This is a genomic window from Ignatzschineria sp. RMDPL8A (assembly GCF_029815055.1).
Classification (GTDB): domain Bacteria; phylum Pseudomonadota; class Gammaproteobacteria; order Cardiobacteriales; family Wohlfahrtiimonadaceae; genus CALZBJ01.
Window position 1 is genome coordinate 843,600 of sequence record NZ_JAPPWA010000002.1, and the last position, 19,852, is coordinate 863,451.

The following is a 19,852-nucleotide window of genomic DNA, read 5'->3' on the forward strand; positions in this document are numbered from 1 at the left end:
TCATCTAATTCGTTATTAAAACGATTAATAAAAAAATCGATGTAAAAAAATAGAACCGATCAACACAAAACCGATCGAAGGTAAGGAGAGGATATGTTACAAGGCAATCGTTTATGGGGTGCGTTTTTAGCACTGGTGGCGAGTGTGTCGTGGGGCGCGATGTTTCCCGTGGCCAGCCACAGTTTCCAATATATTGACACATTCTATTTCACGATTTTCCGTTACATCCCGGTAGCGCTTATTTTAGCGGTGATTCTCTATAAAAAAGAGGGAAAAGCGGCGTTTAAAACGGAAGGTCGTGGCGGGGCGGTGCTCTTTTACGGCGTGATGGCGTTCACCGTTTATAACCTCTTTATCTTCTGGGGGCAGGATCTTTTAGGCGATACCGGAACGCTGTTAGCCTCCATTATGGAAGCCTTATGTCCGATGATTTCGGTGCTCCTTGTGTGGGGATTAACGCGTAAACGCCCCAACAGTTTTACCTTAGGATTTATCGGACTTGCCTTCATCGGCGTACTGCTTGTGGTCACGAAAGGGGATCTCAATTTTATGAGCTCCATTCACACTCAAATGATCCCCTTAGTGATCCTCTTTTTCGGCGTCTTTGGTTGGGTGGTCTACTCAATGGGGGGCGATCGTTTTCCGGAGTGGTCGACGCTGCGTTTCTCCACCTTAACGCTTATTTACGGCATTGGGACGACGACGGTGATTGTACTGTTAACCTCGCTTGCGGGCTGGACCGAGGTGCCAACTTTTGAGGGTATCTACGCGATTCGTTACGATCTACTCTTTATGATTGTCTTTCCCGGTGTGATTGCGCTTGTGGGCTGGAATGAGGCGGTGCGAATCCTAAAACCGATCAATAGCCTGCTTTTTATCACTTTTGTGCCGGTGACAACGCTCGTGATTGGATCGATCCAAGGCTATGAATTATTGATGATCGATTATGTGGGCACCTTCTTTATTATCGCCGCGCTCCTTTTAAATAACCTTCATCAGCGCTATCTATTACGCCGTGAAGCTCTTCGCAGTAAACAAGTGTATAGTTGCTACGAGCGCCTAGAGAAACATGAGTCATTAGGCGCAATTCCTGCGATCAATATCAAACGTGGCTAGAGGATTCTAAATAATCACCCAGTTCGAATGATCTGCCTGAAAAGTCGGTCATATCGCTAGAATTTACGAAGATACCCCCTATTCTTCGTAATAACATTCCCTTAAAGTGTCATTTCTTGTCAGAAAGAGATTTTAAGGGAATTTTTTGTGCCACTTTTTCAATAAGCATATAAACCGAATAAAGGGATTGACGTATATCAGTTAAGTAGAGATACTTTGGGTAAGTGATTGTCTATGAAAATAATAAGGCGTACCCTAATAGATTCATTCTAAAAGTATTTAGTGGTTTATTAATCATTCTTAACAATTCTTTAGATGAGCGTCTAAAGTGAGTTTGATAAGGTAGCCCCCTAAACTTCTTTTTAGAAGAGAATATTATTTACCTTAACGTACCAAAATAAGATGTCGAGATTATTACCGATTGCGCTCGAACGACATCAGGTGGAGTAAGAATTATGTCAGAGCACAGAGCAAAACGCGATGCGATCCTTCGCGCGCGTCGTTTAAAAATGATTAATTCGTTGATGATTGGCCTCATTTTCGCAATGATGGCGTATATTATCTTGTTTGATTCGTCCGGAATTGGCTTTAGCACGCCACTCCTTTATCTATTAGGAGCGGGGCTTTCTGTATTGAGTCTGTTATTACTATTGCGCTCAAAACGGGAAGCAAAGCCGGCATTTGCACCGAGACGTCGTCGCGATTAAGCACGCTTTGCACTCAATTGGCTATTAAAAACCTCCTGCGAGGATGAGAGATTGACTCTTTCTACATCGCAGGAGGTTTTTGCATTTTAGGCGAGATTTTTTACTTAGTTACTCGATAAACCCTTCAATCCCGTACGCCTCTAAAATATAGCGGGGAATCACAAAACGCGCGGTTAAGAGCGGATCGACAATTTGGCAAATCTCCGCATCGCTGGCGGCGCTCATTAGCATAGTGGCATCGGCAATGGATAAACCGCTACGCTCATGCAAGAAGGTAACCGCTAAATCCGTCGCGGTTTTAATCGCTTCATCAAGGGTCTCTTTTGAGGAGAGAAATGCGAGCTTTTCTGGCAGTTCAATCACAGGATCGGTGATCGATTTCCCTTTAATCACGGTGAGTTTAACCGTCACTTTCCCCTCAATTTCAAGCCCTGATACACCAATTTCCCCATCGCCCATCGCTGCGTGAAGATCGCCCAGTGCAAAGAGAGCGCCTTTTTGGAAGATGGGCAGATAGAGTGTCGCGCCTTCTTTAATCAGTTTAGTATCCATGTTGCCACCATGCTGATCGGGCACACCGCAATTAATTGAGCCTTCTTTTGGAGCAACGCCAATCACGCCCACCATCTTATTGAGCGGGATTTTTACCTTATCGTCAAATAGCGCAAAACCATCTTTAATCGGGATCGACTTTTGCGTCATCGTTTCGACTTTATGTCCCATAATGCCAATCCCCGGGCCAGTGACCATCACGCCGGTATCGGCAATATCGATGGCAATAATCTCCGCTTGTAAAATATCCCCAGGTTCAGCACCATTAATATAGATGGGGCCCGTTGCCGGATTCACGCGATCCCAATCCATTTTATCAAGGGGCTGGCTCTCACTGACCTGATTTTCAAAACAGTCATAGGTTTCAATGGCGATGGTGTCGCCGGAATTGATGGTCATTTTGGCGGGATTATCAGGGCTAAAGGCATAAATCAGCGCATCACGGCGGGATAAAGTCTTCATAGAGTCTCCTTTGGTTTTCATATCATAATCATTAAAAAGGATTAAAAACGTCCTGATTTCATCATAGGTGAGAATGGGAAGGGAGACAATGTTCGTACCTAAAATGGTAAAAAAAGTTGACGAAGAGAGGGATTAAGTATATCGTAAAACATATCTTAAGATATAAAACACGTAGTCATCGTATCGAATCGTCGATCTATGTTTGGACTACGTCACAAGATTAGGAGATCAAACAATGAAACGATTATTTGAATACGGATTGGAATATGGCCTTGAGATGGAGCGAGGAGCGTGTCGTCATGGCTCAGGCAGGATGCGAAATGTCCATGGAAAATGTGCCGGAATGGGCGGTGGTGGTCGTCACGATGGGCAAGGTGGCGGACATGGACGTGGGCATGGATGTGGTGAAGGATCAGGTCATGGACGTGGCAAAGGAGTGGGGCGTGGTAGAGGTCACGGAAAAGGTCATGGTGGATCCGGTCAATGTGGCGGAAACGGCAGAGGACGACAAGGTCGTGGAGCCGGGCGTTTTAGTGGCGCACGCCGAATTTCAGCGGATGAATTACAGAATTTAACGCTGGTATTACTGGCTGAAAAACCGCTGCATGGCTATCAAATCATCAAAGAGCTCGAGGAGCTGTCGCACGGATTTTATAAACCAAGTCCCGGAATGATCTATCCCGTACTCGCGTTTTTAGAAGAGAGTAATTTAGCATTGCCTGAGGTGGATGGCGCGAAAAAGCTCTACACCATCACCGAGGAAGGCCAAGAGATTTACGCCCAAAATAGAGCCGATGCTGAGGCACTTTTAGAGTGGCTTAAAGCGCAGGGGCAATTGATTGATGCGATGGAAACCGCCTATGAAGCAGAAAAACTCTCTCCAGAATTTCCCTTTAGAGATAAAATGCAGACCCTTCGCGGAGTGCTCCGTAATAAACGACAGGTTGATGCCGAAACGCATGAGGCGATCGTCCAAATATTAGAAGAGACAATTGCTAAGATTGAAACGCTATAACCCCCAAAATTCTATAGCACCCGAAAGTTAAAATCTGGCAACTGTGTAAAACCCCTTTCAGAAATGGAAGGGGTTTTTTATTGGGATTAATGCAGGCTATTCAATACAGAGATCGACGAGCTTGAACTGCTTAACATCAAAAAGGCCATTTGAGGTGAGTTTTAGCTCTGGAATGACGGGGAGTGTCATAAAGACTAGGGTCATAAGAGGATGGAAGGTGTCGGGAAGCGCGAGCTTTTCGCGGGCGACGCGGATGAGTTCTTCTAAAGCACTCGCCACCTCTTGCGCTGATTGATTGGACATCAGGCCACCAACGGGAAGGGGGAGATGGGCTAAGACTTCGCCGTTTTGCACGATGGAAAATCCGCCACCGATCGCTTCAACATCTTTTACCGCGGCGAGCATATCACGGTCATTATCGCCGGCGACCACTAAGTTGTGGGAATCGTGGGCGACGGAAACGGCAATCGCGCCATTTTTAATGCCATAGCCGGATAAAACGCCTAAGCCGATCTTTCCTGTGGCATGATGGCGTTCGATTACAGCGAGTTTATTAAGATCACCATTGAGTTTTGGGTCAAATTCCCCCGCGTTATTTTTAACCACGTGCGTCTCTTTGAGAGTGGTGACAACACTTTTCGGAATCACTCCAATCGCGCGGACGGTGTCGCTTGTAAGAGGCAGAGCAAAATCGTTTTCGCTGATGGGCGCAATATTGATCGTATTTAATACGCGTTCATCGATGTAATCGTCGATCTCAACGAGGAGTTTTTCATCGCGGGCGATCTCTTGCCCCTTCACAAGTACATGTTTTGCCCTGAAATCGGTAAGGTTATCGATAATGACAAGATCGGCATCTTTCCCCGGCGCAATCGCGCCTTTATCATAGAGTCTAAAGCATTCTGCCGCATTTAACGTGCCCATAGTAATTGCCATAATGGGATCAACACCGGCCTTTACCGCAAGGCGAAGATGGTTGGTCAGATGGCCATTTTCGAGAATGTCATTGGCTTCACGATCATCGGTGCAGAAGACGCAGCGGCGCATATTATGCGGGGTGAGCGCCGGCAGAAGATTGAGGAGATCCTTACAGGTCGAGCCTTCACGCAGCAGAATATATTGCCCCATACGGAGGCGATCGATCATCGCTTGCGGCGTTGAGCATTCATGGTCGGTCATAATGCCGCTTGCCACATAGCCCATAAGATCGGTGCCGGTGACGCCGGGGCTATGCCCGTCGATTACGCGGTCGTGCTTTTTCGCCATTAAAATCTTATCGATCATCGGTTTTGCATGACCAATAACGCTCGGATAATCCATCACTTCCGCCAGTCCATGGATGCGCTCTTCATGAATCAGCGTTTCTAAATCCTCCGCTTCAAGAACTGCGCCTGCGGATTCAAAAGGCGTTGCCGGAACGCAGGAGGGCAGCATTAAACGAACATCAAGGGGCAAATTTTCAGAGGCGTTTAACATATAGCGAATCCCATCTAAACCGCATACATTGGCGATTTCGTGAGGGTCTGCGATGATGGTTGTGGTGCCAAACGGTAAAATGGTGCGCGCAAATTGCGGCGGCGTCAACGAGGAGGACTCGATATGAACGTGGCCATCAATGAGCCCAGGCATCACAATGCCACCTTTTGCATCGAGCTCCTCTTTCCCGCGATAATGATCGCCCCAGCCGACAATACGGCCATTACCAATCGCCACAGGTCCATCGACTAAAACTTGGTTATAGACATCGACAAATTGGCAGTTGGTGATAAGAAGATCGGCATCCATTTTGGTGGATGCCATATCGATGGTTTTGGCTAAATCATCAAACGTATACATGTTGACTCCTTTTGTAACATTAGGCCGCATTACGAAGGTATCTGCGATCCAAGGTTTTATGTTGTGATCTACCTTTGTAGTGTCATTGCTCTTGCTAAATTTTCAAAGGTAAACACTCTATTTGTTAAGTGGTTGATTTGTAGAACGATTAGTGAATCGCGTTAGGATCGAGCTTTCCGTGGCTGCAGCCGCAACGGAAAACCGGCTCAGCTATCGCTTGTTTTGCAAAGTCGATGATGCCAAGGTCGGTAATTGCAAAATCGGGAATAGCAGTGATCTGCAGACAACACATATAGAACATGGGATCTGGTAGGTCAGAGCCAAGTTCACGGGTGATTGCGAGAAGTTTTTCTTCTTCAATCGCCATCAGTTTTGGATCAAGATCGGAGACAATGCCACCGATAGGGAGCGGCAGTTGCCCTAAAATTTCCCCGTCTTTAACAATAACTTGCCCACCTCCGATTGATCGTAAATGATTGATTGCAACGGCCATATCTTCTGAATTGGTGCCGATACAGATCACGTTATTATCATCAGGTGCGCAAGAGCTTGCCATAGCGCCAGCCTTTAATTTCCATCCTGAGCAGAATCCAACAGCAGGTTTACCATGAGTTTTGCCATAGCGCTCAATGACGGTGGCATATAGAACATCATTCTCCAGATCAGGAAGGACTATGCCATTTTTATTTTTAAGAACGACATTACGTGCGCGGCGAACAAAGGGGATATCAAAATCAACGTCAAGCGAGAGGGCGTGAACGTGCTCTTTATTAAGATCAGTATGAACGCAGAGATCTTCGGCTCTCACTTTATTTAATTTCATTGTATTGAGAAGAATGTCACTACGAAGAGGTGGGGTGAGTTCGATTGCGAGTTCCCCCTGTTCAACGACAAGCTCTCCTTTTGCGATAACGGTATCAATCTCAAATTTTACCAAGTCATCAATTAATAAAATATCGGCAAAGCGACCAGGACTGATAGAACCGACAAGGTGATCAATGCGATAGGCTTCCGCTGAGTTGATCGATCCCATTTGAATAGCCGTAATTGGATCAACGCCATGTGCAATTGCCATACGCACTACTTTATCCATATGCCCATTTTGAGTAATATCGGCCGCTGTTACATCATCGGTACAGAAGCTAACACGACGGGCAACGCGTGGATTTAAGTGGGTAACGATCTTCATATTCTCCTCCATAAAGTGAGAAATAGAGGATTCGCGAATAAGCACATACATTCCCTTACGCACTTTTTCCATCATCTCGTCATGTTTGTAGCTTTCATGATCAAGCCTAACACCTGCGCAGATAACGGAATTTAATTTCTCTCCTTGGGTCATTGGCGCACATCCAAAGACGGGAAGACGATTTTCACGTGCAAGCTCAATGGCGCGGATAACGTCTGGGTGTTGATTTTCAATAAATTCAGAGACAGTTTCCCAAACGCCAAATACTTCCGGCCATTTTTGCACCTCCTCATGAGTTTTGGCTGTTACATTAAATCCAATATTGCTTTTTGGTAGAGTGTATGGCGTAAGGAAAGGGAGCCCCCAAAAAACCTTAAGTGGGGTGCCATTAATTTCATCTAAGATTTCACGGATGCCTTCAAGACCTGAAGTGACCACATATTGGTCAAGCCCTGAAATAATCGAAGTGGTTCCACGTGGAAGTACGGCTTTAGCAAAGCTTGTCATTGACAATTTACTACATTCAACGTGGAGATGTCCATCGATAAGGCCAGGGACTAAATATTTCCCTTTAGCATTGATGATTTTAGTATTTTCACCATAATATGCACTTACATCACCAGTTGCGACAATTTTAGAGCGATAGATTGCTACTTCTGCTGGATAGATTTCGCTTGAGGTGACATTAACTAGCTGACCATTCTTAATAATTAGGTCAGCAGGAATTTTTGCGGCGCCAGCCTCGATCATTTCAGTGACGGTTTCTTTAAACATAATTGAACTCCATTAAGGGATTATAAAAATATATAACGTGCTAAAAAGAGGATTGCCATTAGCATAGTGCAGAATGAGATCTCTTTAAAACGTCCAGAAAAGAGCTTCATTATGGCGTACGTAATAAAGCCAAGTGCGATCCCTTCAGTAATGGTGAAGGTAAAAGGCATCGCAATGGTTGCTACAAAAGAAGGGACTGCTTCGGTTAAATCATCCCATTTAACGCGAGCGAGGTCTGACGCCATCAGAACACCGATGTAGATAAGTGCCCCAGTTGTAGCATAAAGAGGAATCATTTTCTCAAGAGGAGAGAAGAAAATTGTACATAAGAAGAGCAGGCCAACGCCGACTGACATAAGGCCTGTACGGCCGCCAACGGCAACACCTGAGGCACTCTCAACAAAGGCGGTAACAGCAGATGTTCCCATATAAGTACCAAGAGCGGAAGCACCACTGTCAACAAATAGAGATGCTTGTTGATGGGGATAACGCCCCTCTTTATCAGCAAGGCCTGCTTTTTCAGTGACCGCAATAAAGGTACCGGAGGACTCAAAAAGATTAATCAGCATCACAGAGATAATAATACCGACCATGGAAAATTCGAATACTTCTGAGAAGTCAAATTGACCTACAACGGGGCGAATAGATGGCGGAAGGCTAACAAGTCCATGGAATTTCACACTGGGATCGAAAATAAGTGCAATTCCAGTGATAATTACAAAGGAGATCATAACTGAAGCATGATTCCCACGATAAGCAAGTACAGCAACGATTAAAAAGCTGAGTGATCCTAAGATAAAACCAATCTCTTTAGGATCACCTAGAGTGACCATAGTATCGGGATTAGCTACAATAATCCCTGCATTGTGAAGGCCGATGAGTGTAATTAAAAGCCCGCAACCACTACTAATGCCAATGCGTAATGATTGAGGAATATTAGCGACCATCCAATAGCGAATACGAAAAAGAGAAAGAAGAAAGAGGGTGGATGCAGAGAGAAATAACAGCGTCATGCCCGTTTGCCATGAGAGCTTCATTGATCCAACTAGGACATAGGCAAAGTATGCATTAATCCCCATACCAGGGGCAAGTGCAATGGGAAGCTTTGCAATTAGCCCCATCGAGATGCAGGCGATAGCGGTAATGAGGGCGGTTGTGACAAAGATTGCTTGAGAGTCCATTCCTGCATCACCCAAAATTTTGGGGTTAACAAAGACAATATAGAGCATGGTGATGAACGTGGTAAAAGCCACAATCATCTCCTTTTTAAAGTTTGTTTGGTACTCGTTGAATTTAAAATAGTGTGACAGAAAAGAGGAATCAGATGGGGGAAGGGCGCGTTCGTGAGACACGATTAACTCCATTTAAAGATGCGCAAATACTATCGGAAGAGCAGTGAACTTGCCGTTTCTCTGTTCTGTTGACGAAGGACTCGCCATAGATAAGATCTAATTCAAGTGTTAATGCTAGCAAGATTTTTTTTAGAAGAAAAGTAGAAAATTGTTAGTGTTAAGAGACTTTACATTCGCATAAAGTTGTTGTACATGTAAATATCTTGAAAGATAAGACAAAAAAAGCCCTGTATAGATACAGGGCATGCAGTAGATTTTTTTTGCAACAGTGAAGTTAACCGCGCGCCTTCCAGTTTTCAACAAGCGCATCAATCAGATCACGGCCGATAAAGGTACCTTTTTCTTGATCGATTTGACGGATGCCGGTTGGGCTGGTGACATTAATTTCAGTGAGATAATCGCCGATAATATCGAGGCCAACAAAGTAGAGTCCGCGTTTTTTAAGCTCTGGCGCTAAGCCTCGGCAGATCTCATAGTCACGCTCAGATAGCTCTTGCACGACGCCTTTTGCCCCTACCGCTAAGTTCCCGCGCGTCTCATTTTCAGCGGGAATGCGAGCTAATAGATAGGGCACCGGTTCGCCATTAATTAAGATGACGCGTTTATCGCCTTTGTTAATTTCAGGCACGTAGCGCTGAATCATAATGGAGGTCTGCTCGTGTTCGGTGAGCGTTTCCAAAATTACATTGAGGTTCGGATCGGTTTCTGTAACGCGGAAAATCGAAGCGCCGCCCATGCCATCAAGGGGTTTAACGATGGTATCGTGATGCTCTTTGATAAAGGCTTTAATGTGTTTGGCTTGGCTTGAAACGAGCGTTGGCGGGGTGAATTCCGGGAACCATGCGGTAAACATCTTTTCGTTACAATCGCGTAGCGAGCGGGGATTGTTGCACACAAATGCCCCTTGCGCTTCCATCAATTCAAGCAGGTAAGTAGTGTGAATATAGTGCATATTAAAGGGCGGATCTTTACGCTGAAGCACGATATCACTCGGCCCAAACTCGATCGTTTGAGGCTCGCCGAGCGTGTACCAACTCTCTGATTGAGTCAGATCGATGGTGATGGTTTGCCCTTCGGTTAAAACACGCTGATTTTTCAGATAGAGGGATTCCGGTAGGGTATAGATCACCTCTAAGCCGCGATCCATCGCCCCTGCAATCATACCGAGCGTGGTATCTTTCACAGGATTAACGGTGTGGATCGGATCCATAATGATAATAATGCGAGGTTGGTTACTCATAATTGTCTCTATATTTACGATTAAATGATTCTATTATTGTAGGCTATGGGGGGAAATAAGGGCAACAATTTCCGCTATTCGGCCCAATCGCCGATGAGTGCATGAAGCGATGAGATCACGCTAAGGGCCGCCGTTTCCGTGCGTAAAATTCGGCTTCCCATGCGCGTACTGTGTGCGCCTTTTTCGGTTAATGCGTCAATCTCATCAGCGCTTAATCCGCCTTCGGGGCCGATGATGATGGAAAATTCTCGTATCTTGGAAAGCTCGGTATTGATCAGCTCGCCAAAAGATTTCTCCCCTGTGGGCGCGAGCGTGAGATAGGCGTGGTTTTCGTTAGCGCTTTTTGTAGAACAATCCGCAGATAAACGCTCAAGAAGCGCATTAAACGGGATCGGCTCGTTGAGAGTCGGGACAATATTAAGCCCGCACTGCTCACAGCTCGATTCAATAATCGCATTCCAGCGCTCCATCTTTTTCGGCAGTTGCGCCGCTTTTAACGTGGCGACGGAACGCTCGGTGATAATGGGGGTAATGGAGGTCACGCCGAGCTCGGTTGCTTTTTGGAAGACGAGCTCCATCTTCTCCCCTTTGGCCATCGCTTGGTAGAGATGAATGGTGAGGGGGGAGGTGCGATTCTCAAGATTGAAATCGCCCACTAAAAGGGTTAAATCCCGCTTTGCAATCGATTCAATGGTGGCGGAATATTCGCCGCCTTGGCCATTAAAAAGCGTAATCGATTCCCCTTCGCGCATGCGTAGAACGCGGGCGATATAATTATAATGCGGGCCGGCTAATGTTAAAAGAGCCCCTGATTTTAGGGGCTCATTGATGTAAAAACGGCTCATTATTGGTTCTTCATCCGGGCAAGGTCACTTAAAGAGAGATTGTCGTAATCGTCCTCATCATCATTGCTCGCTTGATTGCGTTTTCGCGCGAGATCAGAGATCGACATCTCATCATCGTCATCGCCGTAATCGACATATTGATCGTGATCGGGCATGGTAACGCCGCGTTTACGCAAGGTTTCGGTACGATATTGCATAAAGGCTTCTCGTTGGAAAACATACGGGTCGAGCGCTGCTTTTTTCGTCACAGAATCCACATCAAGCAGTTCGCTTCGTAGGTGAACAAGTCCCGCAACGGTGAGTCCTGCACTTGCGTATTTATTAAGCATATAGTTGTGCGGTGTTGCAAAGAGATCGCCGACGACGCCCCAGCCATCACGAGGGGTTGAAGGGCCTAAGAAGGGAATCACGAAATAGTTACTGTTTTTCCAGCCCATTTTTGCAAGGGTTGTCCCAAAATCGTTGGTATGTTTTGCCGGAAGGTTAAAGCTTTCCGTTAAATCAATCAGGCCTAAGATCCCGAAAGTTGAGTTAAAGACAAAACGGTGAACGCTCTCAAGCGCGCCCACAAATTGCCCTTGGGTCAGATCAATCACGGCAGTGCGCGTATCGCCTAAGTTGCTAAACGCGTTACCAAATCCAGTACGAACGGTTTGCGGTACGACAAATTTATACCCTTCTGCCACCGGTTTACTAATCGCTTTATCAAACGCGGTATTAAAGGCGTAGACATTGCGGTTATACCCTTCGTACGGGTCGTGAGGATTATGCGGAGTGCCCGCACAGGCCGCGAGCACGATGCCGGCGACCAATAAAGAGGTGAGTTTAATCAATGATTTCATAGTACCAACTGCCGTTTGTATGAACAATTAAGTTAAGATTTAAGGCCAATCCCACGATTTAAGAGGGTCAGTGCGAGGCTAAAGAGCGCGACAAAAAACACCCCTAAGAGCACAAGTGCTGTGGTGATATTGATGTCGGAAACGCTTAAAATGCTGTAGCGGAACGCATTAACCATGTAGAGAATGGGGTTAAAATATGAGATCGACTGCCATGGCTCAGGTAAGAGCGCGACCGAATAGAACACCCCACCAAGATAGGTAAGCGGCGTTAAAATAAAGGTCGGAATGATGGAGATATCATCAAAATGGCGCGCAAAAATCGCATTAATCAACCCCGCAAGTGAAAAGACGAGCGAGGTGAGAATAAAGATCGATAACATAAGCGGAATACTGTGAATGTTAAGATCCACAAAAAAGAGCGTCACTGCAGTCACAATCAATCCCACGGAAAACCCGCGGGCTACTCCGCCGCCAACATAGCCTGCAATAATGACTAAATTGGGAATCGGCGAGATGAGCAATTCCTCGATATGCCGGCTATATTTCGCACTAAAAAAGGAGGAGACGACGTTGGCGTAGCTGTTACTAATCACCGTCATCATAATGAGTCCCGGTGCGATATATTGCGCGTAGCCGATCCCTTCCGCCATATCACCGACGCGATCGCCAATGATCTTTCCGAAAATCAGAAAGTAGAGAATGGTGGTGATCACCGGAGGAAGAAGCGTTTGAGGCCAGATGCGAATGAAGCGGTAAAACTCCTTCGTCAAAATGGTGTAAAACGCGGTCCAATAATTTCTATTCATCATAATCCCTATTTGAAACGATTAATTATCTTTCTGCGTCATCCGCAAGAAGAGTTCCTCTAAACGATTAGCTTTATTGCGCATCGACTCAACGTGAATATTTTTACTCACAAGTCCGGCAAAAAGATCGCTAATGGTATGCGGTTTATGCACCTCCGCTTCGAGCGTCAGATCATTGAGCGCTTTGAGCGTAATGCCTGCCATTTCCGGCAGTTCAGTAGGCGTTTCACGCAGATTGAGGATAAAACTTTCCGACTGAAGTTGGCGTAACAGCGCATCCATACTGCTTTTGTGAATAATCTCACCATGATTGATGATGGCGATGTTATTACACATCTGTTCCGCTTCTTCAAGGTAGTGCGTCGTTAGGATAATGGTGGTGCCATCATCGTTCACACGGCGCATCAATTCCCACGTTTGACGACGAATTTCAATATCAACGCCGGCAGTGGGTTCGTCTAAAATTAAGAGTTTTGGGTCGTGAACGAGCGCACGAGCAATCATCAAACGGCGTTTCATTCCGCCTGAAAGCTCGCGAGCCATCACTTTACGTTTATCACTCAGATCGAGGAGATCAAGCAGACGATGCGCTTTTCGGCGCGCCTCGGTGCGTGAAATACCGTAGTATCCCCCTTGGTTAATAATGATCTCTTCAACCGGCTCAAACTGGTTAAAGTTAAATTCTTGTGGAACGAGACCAATCAAGGCTTTTGCCGCATGTTTATCGGTGCGAATGCTGTGGCCAAATACCTCAACATCGCCCGCGGTGGGCTCGACAAGATCGGTAATAATTCCGATGGTGGTGGATTTCCCGGCGCCATTAGGGCCTAAGAGCGCGTAGAAATCCCCTTCCTCCACTTCTAGATCAATTCCTTTGAGGGCAACTTTCCCATTACTATACTCTTTGCGTAACTGACTAATTTTTAGTGCAGGTGTGGATGCCATATTAATTCCTTTAAATAGAACCTTTAAATAGAAGAGTCAACGATTATGAACGGCGACGCGGTTTACCTGAGTTGCCTGAGTTCCGATCACGGCTGGGACGCTCAGAGCGGTTTTGGCTACGATTATCACGGTCATCGCGCTGTGAACGGTTTGAACGATCATCACGACTTGGGCGATCTGAACGGTTCGGGCGTTCATTGCGATCATTTCTGTCACTGCGTTCATTTCTGTCATTTCGATCCGAACGATTTGGACGGGCTTGACGATCTCCACGGGGGCGGTCGCTACGGTCAAAGCGATCATTTCGCTCGCCGCGCTCTCCACGTTCTGGTCGATCTCCGCGACGACGTTCTTGTTGCTGACGGCCTACGCGACGAGGTTTTGAACGCACGCGCTCATCTTTCTCGGAACGTTTTTTGGTCGGTACATGCTCAAGCTCCACCGATTCAACCAGCTCTTTTAACACATCATCATCGATATCGACAAATTGACCCGCTTTAAGATGGCGCGGTAATTCCACATTGCCATAACGAATTCGAATAAGGCGAGAGACCATGAGGCCTTGCGATTCCCAAAGACGACGAACTTCACGGTTTTTCCCACCTTTAACGGTGACGTGATACCAGAAGTTTGCGCCCGTACCGCCGGACCATAAGATCTCCTCAAATTTTGAGAGACCATCTTCAAATTCCACCCCGTTTTTCATGTTTTCCGCCATCTCATCAGTGAATTCACCAATGACGCGGACCGCATATTCACGCTCGATTTCGTGAGAAGGGTGCATTAAACGGTGCGCAAGTTCGCCGTCGTTGGTGACGAGCAATAATCCTTGCGTATTGATATCGAGACGACCGACGGAGATCCAGCGGCCGTTATTGATTTTTGGGAGGCTCTCAAAAATGGTGCGACGACCTTCAGGATCGTGGCGCGTTGAGATTTCACCTTCAGGTTTATAGTAGAGAAGCACACGGCGCTCAAGGGAGTCGAGTGGTTTTAGAGTCACTAGACGGTCATTAATATGAATGGTTTCGGTGCCATCCACTTGGCAACCGAGCTTCGCCACTTCACCATTAACTTTGATCTTGCCTTCTTCAATCCAGCCTTCAATTTCACGGCGAGAACCAAAGCCTTGGTTAGCAAGAACTTTCTGTAGACGTTCAGTCATAATTTCCTTAAATAAAGAATTAGCGATAAACTTTTAATTATACAATAATTCAGATCAACTTTATAGCAAAAGAATGGGGACGAGCACCGCAGTGCCCGTGCTAGTAAAAAGGGGTGAGCTAAAACGAAAAAGGAGGACTCATTACGGCGTCTCTGTCTCTGTTTTAGGCTCGGGGTCCGCAGAGCTAACGCCTTCTTGTAAAAGAGGTAACTTAATGGTGACTTGAAGCCCCTTATGTTCATGGTTTTTAAATTCGATTGAGCCATGATGGCACTCGATAATCTCTTGGGTGATGGCAAGCCCAAGCCCGTAGCCCCCTTGGCGCTGATTGCGCGCTTCATCGGTACGATAAAAGGGTTTGGTGATAAAGGGAATGTGTTCCGCCGGCACGCCATCGCCGTCGTCAATCACATCGATCACGGCATAATGGCGGATAATCTGTAGCGACACAAAGACACGGGTATTTTCATGGGTGTAGAAAAGGGCGTTGCGGATGATATTCTCAATGGCACGCTCTAAGCGAATGTAATCGCCTTTGATAAAAATATTGCTCGGCAGATAGGCCTCGATGGAGCGGTTTTCTTGTGAAAATTCAAAGTTCGCATCCTCGATAATCGACTCGAGCATGGAGGTGAGCGAGAGCTTTTCGAGCGTAATTACCTCTTGACTATTGCGCCCTTCACGGAGATAAACCATCACTTCGTTAATGAGTTCATTGAGGCGATCGGCTTCCATTTCGGCACGATCGATATATTGATAAAACGCATCAGAATCGTTTTGCACTTTCGGATCTTGCAGAAGTGTGAGCGCCAATTTTTGTCGCGATAGTGGGGATCTTAATTCGTGAGCAATGTCCGATAGAAGCCTTTTCTGATTCTCTTGCAACTCGGCAATGTTATCGATCATGTAGTTAAAGTGCACCGCAAGGTCCCCAACTTCGTTGGCCTGATGGGTGAGGCGCTCGGGAATCCGTACATTCATCTCGCCATCGCTGATGCGCTTAACATAACTTGAAAATTCTTCTAACGGTTGGCTAAAGCGACGTACCCAGAAAAAGGTGAGGATAAAACTTAATAAAATAAGCGGAATCGTTCGCAGGACAAAGCCCCCTATGGTGGAGCTAAAAAATTGTGAAATGCGCTGATCGTTACGAATCTCAAGGAGAATAGGGTTTCGATTCTCATCCATAAAGTAGAAAAAGATGACCGCTTGGTGATTACTTAATCGTACCGATTCATCACGGCGTTCAGGGCGATTGACATCGACATTGGTGAGAATGAAGTTTTTTTCACGATTGATCGATTTAATATAATCGCGACCGGCCTTGATGCCGTGATCTTCAGTAATTTGTACAATTTCGATCGTTGGTTGAAGAAGTTCTGAGCGAAAGAGTTTACTCCAGTCCCGCTCAACTTTGTCTAGGGAGAGAATGTAGGCGCCTTGACCGATGACCATCAAAATGATGAGCAAAAAGGCGGTGGAAAACCAGACTTTATGGAAGTATGAACGAAAAAAGATCATAGTACACATCCTATCAACAGGAAAAAGGCTAATATCCTCACAGCATACGTCAAAAGTCAGGTTTGAGCCATGGTAATGCAACTATTTGTAAGCATTTGTAAGCATTTTAAATCGACCCATTATATCCTCGATGGAATATCATCGAATAATATATAGAGGTTAATGGGCGATTTATAATGTTAATTTTGTTAAGAATTGTGTAGACAATTTAAAGGATCAATTGGTACCCGCGTCCACGGACACTTTTAATGGTGATGCCGAGTTCGCTAATTTTTTTACGAATGTTAGAAATATGCACATCTAGGCTACGATCAAAGGGTTTAAGGGTTCGTTGCAGTGCAATTTCAGAGATCTCCTCTTTTGAGACCACCTCGCCTAAGTTCGTGGCAAGGACTTTTAAAACTTCATATTCGATGCCGGTGAGTAACACTTCTTCACCGTGAATGTAAAAAAGTCGTTTATTATCGTCCCAATCGATCTTATCATTCTGCGATTCTTCATCATCGTCAAAGGTTTTATAAGTACGGCGTAACACCGCTTTAATGCGGGCGCTTAGCTCATGGGGTTCAGCGGGTTTTGAGACGTAGTCATCCGCACCAAGCTCAAGACCGACCACCCGATCGATCGGCTCTGATTTTGCGGTAAGCATAATGACCGGCATCGCAGGATATTTTTGATGGATCACTTTAAGTGTCTCAATTCCATTAAGGCGGGGCATCATCACATCTAAAATACAGAGGTGATAGTCGTCTTCATCGATTAATACCAGTGCTTCTTTCCCATCGTGGGCCACGGAAACATTGAATCCATCGCGAGATAAATGCTCACCTAGTAGGGCGGTAAATTCTTTATCGTCGTCAACGAGAAGTATTTTATTATTTTTCTGTAACATGGTTTGATTAACCTTCCTTAATAATCCATCAAATAAACTAACTTGTATACAATCCTATAGAGCATTGTATAAGTCAAATTATAAAAAACAAGTGTAATTTTCCACTAAACGCATAAGCCTAATCATTTTAATCCCCTTTCAATATGAACTAGATGACTCAGAGTAAGTTTAGTAAAGAATCGATCGCTATTGAAAGTTATAGTAAATTAAATTTGATAAAAAACAATAACTATTAATAATTAATTTTAATATCTAATTGTATACAAACTTAAATTTTTGTCGATGAATGCGGTCAAAAGGTAAGCATAGATTAAAGATAAAGTGACCAAAGGCGAATCATTCCCTGTATAATAAAGAGTTAGGTCAAGGACGAAAGCCTTTATTGTAATCATAGAAGATGCATTTATTAGGAGAATATGAAGTTACAGACACGGTTAGCGATAAAGCAGCGCCTTGCAATGACCCAAGGGTTGCAGCAAGCGATTCGCATTTTACAGCTCAATCAGCAAGATCTTCAGCTAGAGATTAATGAGTTTCTCGACTCTAATATCATGCTTGAGTATGACTACGAGCGCGACCAAGAGCCTCTTGAGTCGCTTGAAGAACATTTTGAAGAAAAAAGTGGTGATGAGAGCCTTGATTTTGATGAAGAGGGCAGCGTCACTGTCGAGACCGATTGGGATTATTATTCCGGCGGTGAGACGAGCTATAGCACAGGGCCTGATGAGGAGAATGATCCGCTCAATCAATTGACGGAAGCCCATCGGACTACGGTGCACGAGGATCTTTTGTGGCAACTCGAAGTGAGTCAATTTACCGAGCGTGAACGTACGATTGGTAAGTGCATTATTAGTGAAATTAATCACGAGGGCTACTTTTTAACCTCGCTCTATGAGATTAAAGAGTGGCTCGAGACAGTCTATGCGGATATCACCATTGCTGAGATGGAAGCGGTGTTAAAACGGATTCAAGCCTTTGAACCTTCCGGCATTGCCGCACGTTCGGTGGAAGAGAGTTTGGTCAATCAGATTAATGATCTCACCCCGCGCCCTTATTGGGCCGATCATGCCGTGACGCTCCTTGAAAAAGGTAAAAAAGATCTTGAACGCCTCAATATTCCAAAATTACGCCGTCTTTTAGGGATTGATGAAGAGCTGCTCCGCGTGATTTTAGGAGAGTTGCAACGCCTTGATCCCAAACCGGGTTATAAAATTGGCGGATCAAACGTTGGTGGGATTCGCCCTGAAATTATTGTCACCCTCGATGGACGCTTGATTAATGTGGCGCTCAACGATGAGGTAGTGCCGAAACTTCGCATCAATAAAGAGTATGCCACCATTGCGAAATTTGCCAATGAAGATGGCTCGATGCTCCGCACCCATTTAAGCGATGCGCAGGGCTTTATCCGCAGTATTCATAGCCGCTTTGATACGATGCTGATGGTAGCCGAAGAGATTGTGCGTTTTCAGCGGGCATTTTTCTTTGAAGGGGCGAGTGCAATTCGTCCGCTGCAACTCAAAGACATTGCCGATCGTTTGGATTTTAGTGAATCGACCATTTCGCGCGCGGTAAACGGTAAATATATGCTCTGCCCGACGGGGACTTATGAGCTTAAATTCTTTTTTTCCAATCAAGTGGCGCTCTCAAGTGCTGACGGGGATGAAGATGCCTCAGCGGTGGCGATTCGTGCAGAATTGCAGAAAATTATCGATCAAGAAAACCCTGAAAAGCCCTATAGCGACGCGAAACTGGTGACACTCTTAGAAGAGCATGGTTATAAAATTGCGCGCCGTACCGTGGCAAAATATCGCGATGTGTTAGGAATTCCAAGTTCCACCGATCGTAAAAGCTTTGCAAAGCGTGATGAGATTATTGAGTGATCCTCTAGGAACGTAATCGATATAACAGCCGATACAAAAAACGCGATGCGCCTTTTAAAGCCATCGCGTTTTTTGATCCGTGTTTCGGTCGATCAGCATTTTGATCGATCTGCCTATTTTTTCAAATTCATTTTTCCCTCTTCCCCTTTGAGAAGGCGCGAGATATTGGCTTTATGGCGATAGATGAGGAGAAGATCCATCATAATCACCACAATAACGATTTCAAAGGGGGCTTTAAAGAGATAGAGAAAAAGGGGCGCTAACACAGCCGCGGTAAGGGCGGAGAGCGATGAGATTTTTGTGGTCAGAAATACGAGAATCCACGTTCCAAAAGCGCAAAGCGCCACAAGAGGACTTAAACCTAAAATCGCCCCAAATGCGGTTGCTACGCCTTTTCCGCCTTTAAATCCAAAAAAGATCGGGAAGAGGTGGCCTAAAAATGCCCCAAGTGCCGAGAGCGCGAGCGCAAGCGGTGATAGCGCTAAGAGATTGACGATCGCAACGGGAATAAGTCCTTTGAGAAGGTCGCCAACGAGAGTAATAATCGCTGCTTTTTTCCCGCCAAGACGCATAACATTGGTGGCGCCTGGGTTATTTGATCCGGTTGTACGGGGATCGGGCAGTCCAAAGGCGCGGCAGACAATAATCGCCGAAGAGATGGAGCCAGCAAGATAGCTAATCAAAAAGATCAGCGCGGGAAGCAGTAAATTCAT

17 protein-coding genes are annotated in these 19,852 nt (G+C 45.5%); 4 read left to right on the top strand and 13 right to left on the bottom strand.

Features of this window, described 5'->3' with window-relative positions; translation table 11 throughout:
* Window positions 1–93: 93 nt before the first annotated feature.
* Complete coding sequence (locus OXI21_RS05340) at window positions 94–1,116, top strand: DMT family transporter (RefSeq protein WP_279618528.1); 1,023 nt, start codon at window positions 94–96, stop codon at window positions 1,114–1,116.
* Between the two features lie 455 nt (window positions 1,117–1,571).
* The gene (locus tag OXI21_RS05345; RefSeq protein WP_279618529.1) at window positions 1,572–1,823 is read left to right on the top strand and encodes a hypothetical protein; all 252 of its coding nucleotides are present in this window, start codon (window positions 1,572–1,574) and stop codon (window positions 1,821–1,823) included.
* 108 nt (window positions 1,824–1,931) lie between these two features.
* Here OXI21_RS05345 and OXI21_RS05350 read toward each other — a convergent pair whose 3' ends face one another.
* Complete coding sequence (locus OXI21_RS05350; protein WP_279618530.1) at window positions 1,932–2,837, bottom strand: acetamidase/formamidase family protein; 906 nt, start codon at window positions 2,835–2,837, stop codon at window positions 1,932–1,934.
* Window positions 2,838–3,072: 235 nt separating this feature from the next.
* Here OXI21_RS05350 and OXI21_RS05355 point away from each other — a divergent pair, with 235 nt between their 5' ends.
* A complete protein-coding gene (locus OXI21_RS05355) occupies window positions 3,073–3,852 on the top strand; it encodes a PadR family transcriptional regulator (protein WP_279618531.1) in 780 nt (259 codons plus the stop codon).
* Between the two features lie 96 nt (window positions 3,853–3,948).
* On the opposite strand, the gene ade is transcribed toward OXI21_RS05355, so the two are convergent.
* The 11 genes from ade to OXI21_RS05410 all read right to left on the bottom strand — a co-directional run bounded on the left by ade (window position 3,949) and on the right by OXI21_RS05410 (window position 17,259).
* Entirely contained in the window at window positions 3,949–5,688 is a 1,740-nt protein-coding gene (gene ade, locus OXI21_RS05360; protein WP_279618532.1) for an adenine deaminase, read from the bottom strand.
* 148 nt (window positions 5,689–5,836) lie between these two features.
* A complete protein-coding gene (locus OXI21_RS05365) occupies window positions 5,837–7,651 on the bottom strand; it encodes an adenine deaminase C-terminal domain-containing protein (protein ID WP_279618533.1) in 1,815 nt (604 codons plus the stop codon).
* A 20-nt stretch (window positions 7,652–7,671) separates the two neighbouring features.
* The gene (locus OXI21_RS05370; RefSeq protein ID WP_279619404.1) at window positions 7,672–8,910 is read right to left on the bottom strand and encodes an NCS2 family permease; all 1,239 of its coding nucleotides are present in this window, start codon (window positions 8,908–8,910) and stop codon (window positions 7,672–7,674) included.
* A 367-nt stretch (window positions 8,911–9,277) separates the two neighbouring features.
* On the bottom strand, window positions 9,278–10,243 hold the full coding sequence (gene gshB, locus OXI21_RS05375; RefSeq protein ID WP_279618534.1) for a glutathione synthase: 966 nt from the start codon (window positions 10,241–10,243) through the stop codon (window positions 9,278–9,280).
* A 74-nt stretch (window positions 10,244–10,317) separates the two neighbouring features.
* The gene (locus OXI21_RS05380; RefSeq protein WP_279618535.1) at window positions 10,318–11,088 is read right to left on the bottom strand and encodes a 16S rRNA (uracil(1498)-N(3))-methyltransferase; all 771 of its coding nucleotides are present in this window, start codon (window positions 11,086–11,088) and stop codon (window positions 10,318–10,320) included.
* Entirely contained in the window at window positions 11,088–11,930 is an 843-nt protein-coding gene (locus tag OXI21_RS05385; protein ID WP_279618536.1) for a VacJ family lipoprotein, read from the bottom strand. Before OXI21_RS05385 ends, OXI21_RS05380 begins: the two co-directional genes overlap by 1 nt.
* Before the next feature lie 32 nt (window positions 11,931–11,962).
* Window positions 11,963–12,736 carry an ABC transporter permease gene (locus OXI21_RS05390; RefSeq protein ID WP_347815513.1) on the bottom strand — a complete coding sequence of 258 codons (774 nt, stop codon included), beginning with the start codon at window positions 12,734–12,736 and terminating at the stop codon, window positions 11,963–11,965.
* 21 nt (window positions 12,737–12,757) lie between these two features.
* Window positions 12,758–13,681, bottom strand: coding sequence for an ABC transporter ATP-binding protein (locus OXI21_RS05395; RefSeq protein ID WP_279618538.1), 924 nt, complete (start codon window positions 13,679–13,681; stop codon window positions 12,758–12,760).
* Between the two features lie 43 nt (window positions 13,682–13,724).
* Window positions 13,725–14,846 (bottom strand): 23S rRNA pseudouridine(2605) synthase RluB, encoded by a 1,122-nt coding sequence (gene rluB, locus OXI21_RS05400; RefSeq protein ID WP_279618539.1) that lies wholly within the window; start codon window positions 14,844–14,846, stop codon window positions 13,725–13,727.
* A 141-nt stretch (window positions 14,847–14,987) separates the two neighbouring features.
* Window positions 14,988–16,367 carry an ATP-binding protein gene (locus tag OXI21_RS05405; RefSeq protein WP_279618540.1) on the bottom strand — a complete coding sequence of 460 codons (1,380 nt, stop codon included), beginning with the start codon at window positions 16,365–16,367 and terminating at the stop codon, window positions 14,988–14,990.
* A 208-nt stretch (window positions 16,368–16,575) separates the two neighbouring features.
* On the bottom strand, window positions 16,576–17,259 hold the full coding sequence (locus tag OXI21_RS05410; RefSeq protein ID WP_279618541.1) for a response regulator: 684 nt from the start codon (window positions 17,257–17,259) through the stop codon (window positions 16,576–16,578).
* Between the two features lie 416 nt (window positions 17,260–17,675).
* On the opposite strand from OXI21_RS05410, the gene rpoN reads away from it, so the two are divergent.
* Window positions 17,676–19,139 (top strand): RNA polymerase factor sigma-54, encoded by a 1,464-nt coding sequence (gene rpoN, locus OXI21_RS05415; RefSeq protein ID WP_279618542.1) that lies wholly within the window; start codon window positions 17,676–17,678, stop codon window positions 19,137–19,139.
* A 113-nt stretch (window positions 19,140–19,252) separates the two neighbouring features.
* On the opposite strand, the gene plsY is transcribed toward rpoN, so the two are convergent.
* A complete protein-coding gene (plsY, locus tag OXI21_RS05420; RefSeq protein ID WP_347815514.1) occupies window positions 19,253–19,852 on the bottom strand; it encodes a glycerol-3-phosphate 1-O-acyltransferase PlsY in 600 nt (199 codons plus the stop codon).

Excerpts from the sequence above, each read along its gene's own strand:
- OXI21_RS05340 (WP_279618528.1), top strand. The coding sequence starts at position 94 with ATGTTACAAGGCAATCGTTTATGGGGTGCGTTTTTAGCACTGGTGGCG.
- OXI21_RS05345 (WP_279618529.1), top strand. The coding sequence starts at position 1,572 with ATGTCAGAGCACAGAGCAAAACGCGATGCGATCCTTCGCGCGCGTCGT.
- OXI21_RS05350 (WP_279618530.1), bottom strand. The coding sequence starts at position 2,837 with ATGAAGACTTTATCCCGCCGTGATGCGCTGATTTATGCCTTTAGCCCT.
- OXI21_RS05355 (WP_279618531.1), top strand. The coding sequence starts at position 3,073 with ATGAAACGATTATTTGAATACGGATTGGAATATGGCCTTGAGATGGAG.
- ade (WP_279618532.1), bottom strand. The coding sequence starts at position 5,688 with ATGTATACGTTTGATGATTTAGCCAAAACCATCGATATGGCATCCACC.
- OXI21_RS05365 (WP_279618533.1), bottom strand. The coding sequence starts at position 7,651 with ATGTTTAAAGAAACCGTCACTGAAATGATCGAGGCTGGCGCCGCAAAA.
- OXI21_RS05370 (WP_279619404.1), bottom strand. The coding sequence starts at position 8,910 with ATGATTGTGGCTTTTACCACGTTCATCACCATGCTCTATATTGTCTTT.
- gshB (WP_279618534.1), bottom strand. The coding sequence starts at position 10,243 with ATGAGTAACCAACCTCGCATTATTATCATTATGGATCCGATCCACACC.
- OXI21_RS05380 (WP_279618535.1), bottom strand. The coding sequence starts at position 11,088 with ATGAGCCGTTTTTACATCAATGAGCCCCTAAAATCAGGGGCTCTTTTA.
- OXI21_RS05385 (WP_279618536.1), bottom strand. The coding sequence starts at position 11,930 with ATGAAATCATTGATTAAACTCACCTCTTTATTGGTCGCCGGCATCGTG.
- OXI21_RS05390 (WP_347815513.1), bottom strand. The coding sequence starts at position 12,736 with ATGAATAGAAATTATTGGACCGCGTTTTACACCATTTTGACGAAGGAG.
- OXI21_RS05395 (WP_279618538.1), bottom strand. The coding sequence starts at position 13,681 with ATGGCATCCACACCTGCACTAAAAATTAGTCAGTTACGCAAAGAGTAT.
- rluB (WP_279618539.1), bottom strand. The coding sequence starts at position 14,846 with ATGACTGAACGTCTACAGAAAGTTCTTGCTAACCAAGGCTTTGGTTCT.
- OXI21_RS05405 (WP_279618540.1), bottom strand. The coding sequence starts at position 16,367 with ATGATCTTTTTTCGTTCATACTTCCATAAAGTCTGGTTTTCCACCGCC.
- OXI21_RS05410 (WP_279618541.1), bottom strand. The coding sequence starts at position 17,259 with ATGTTACAGAAAAATAATAAAATACTTCTCGTTGACGACGATAAAGAA.
- rpoN (WP_279618542.1), top strand. The coding sequence starts at position 17,676 with ATGAAGTTACAGACACGGTTAGCGATAAAGCAGCGCCTTGCAATGACC.
- plsY (WP_347815514.1), bottom strand. The coding sequence starts at position 19,852 with ATGAATTTACTGCTTCCCGCGCTGATCTTTTTGATTAGCTATCTTGCT.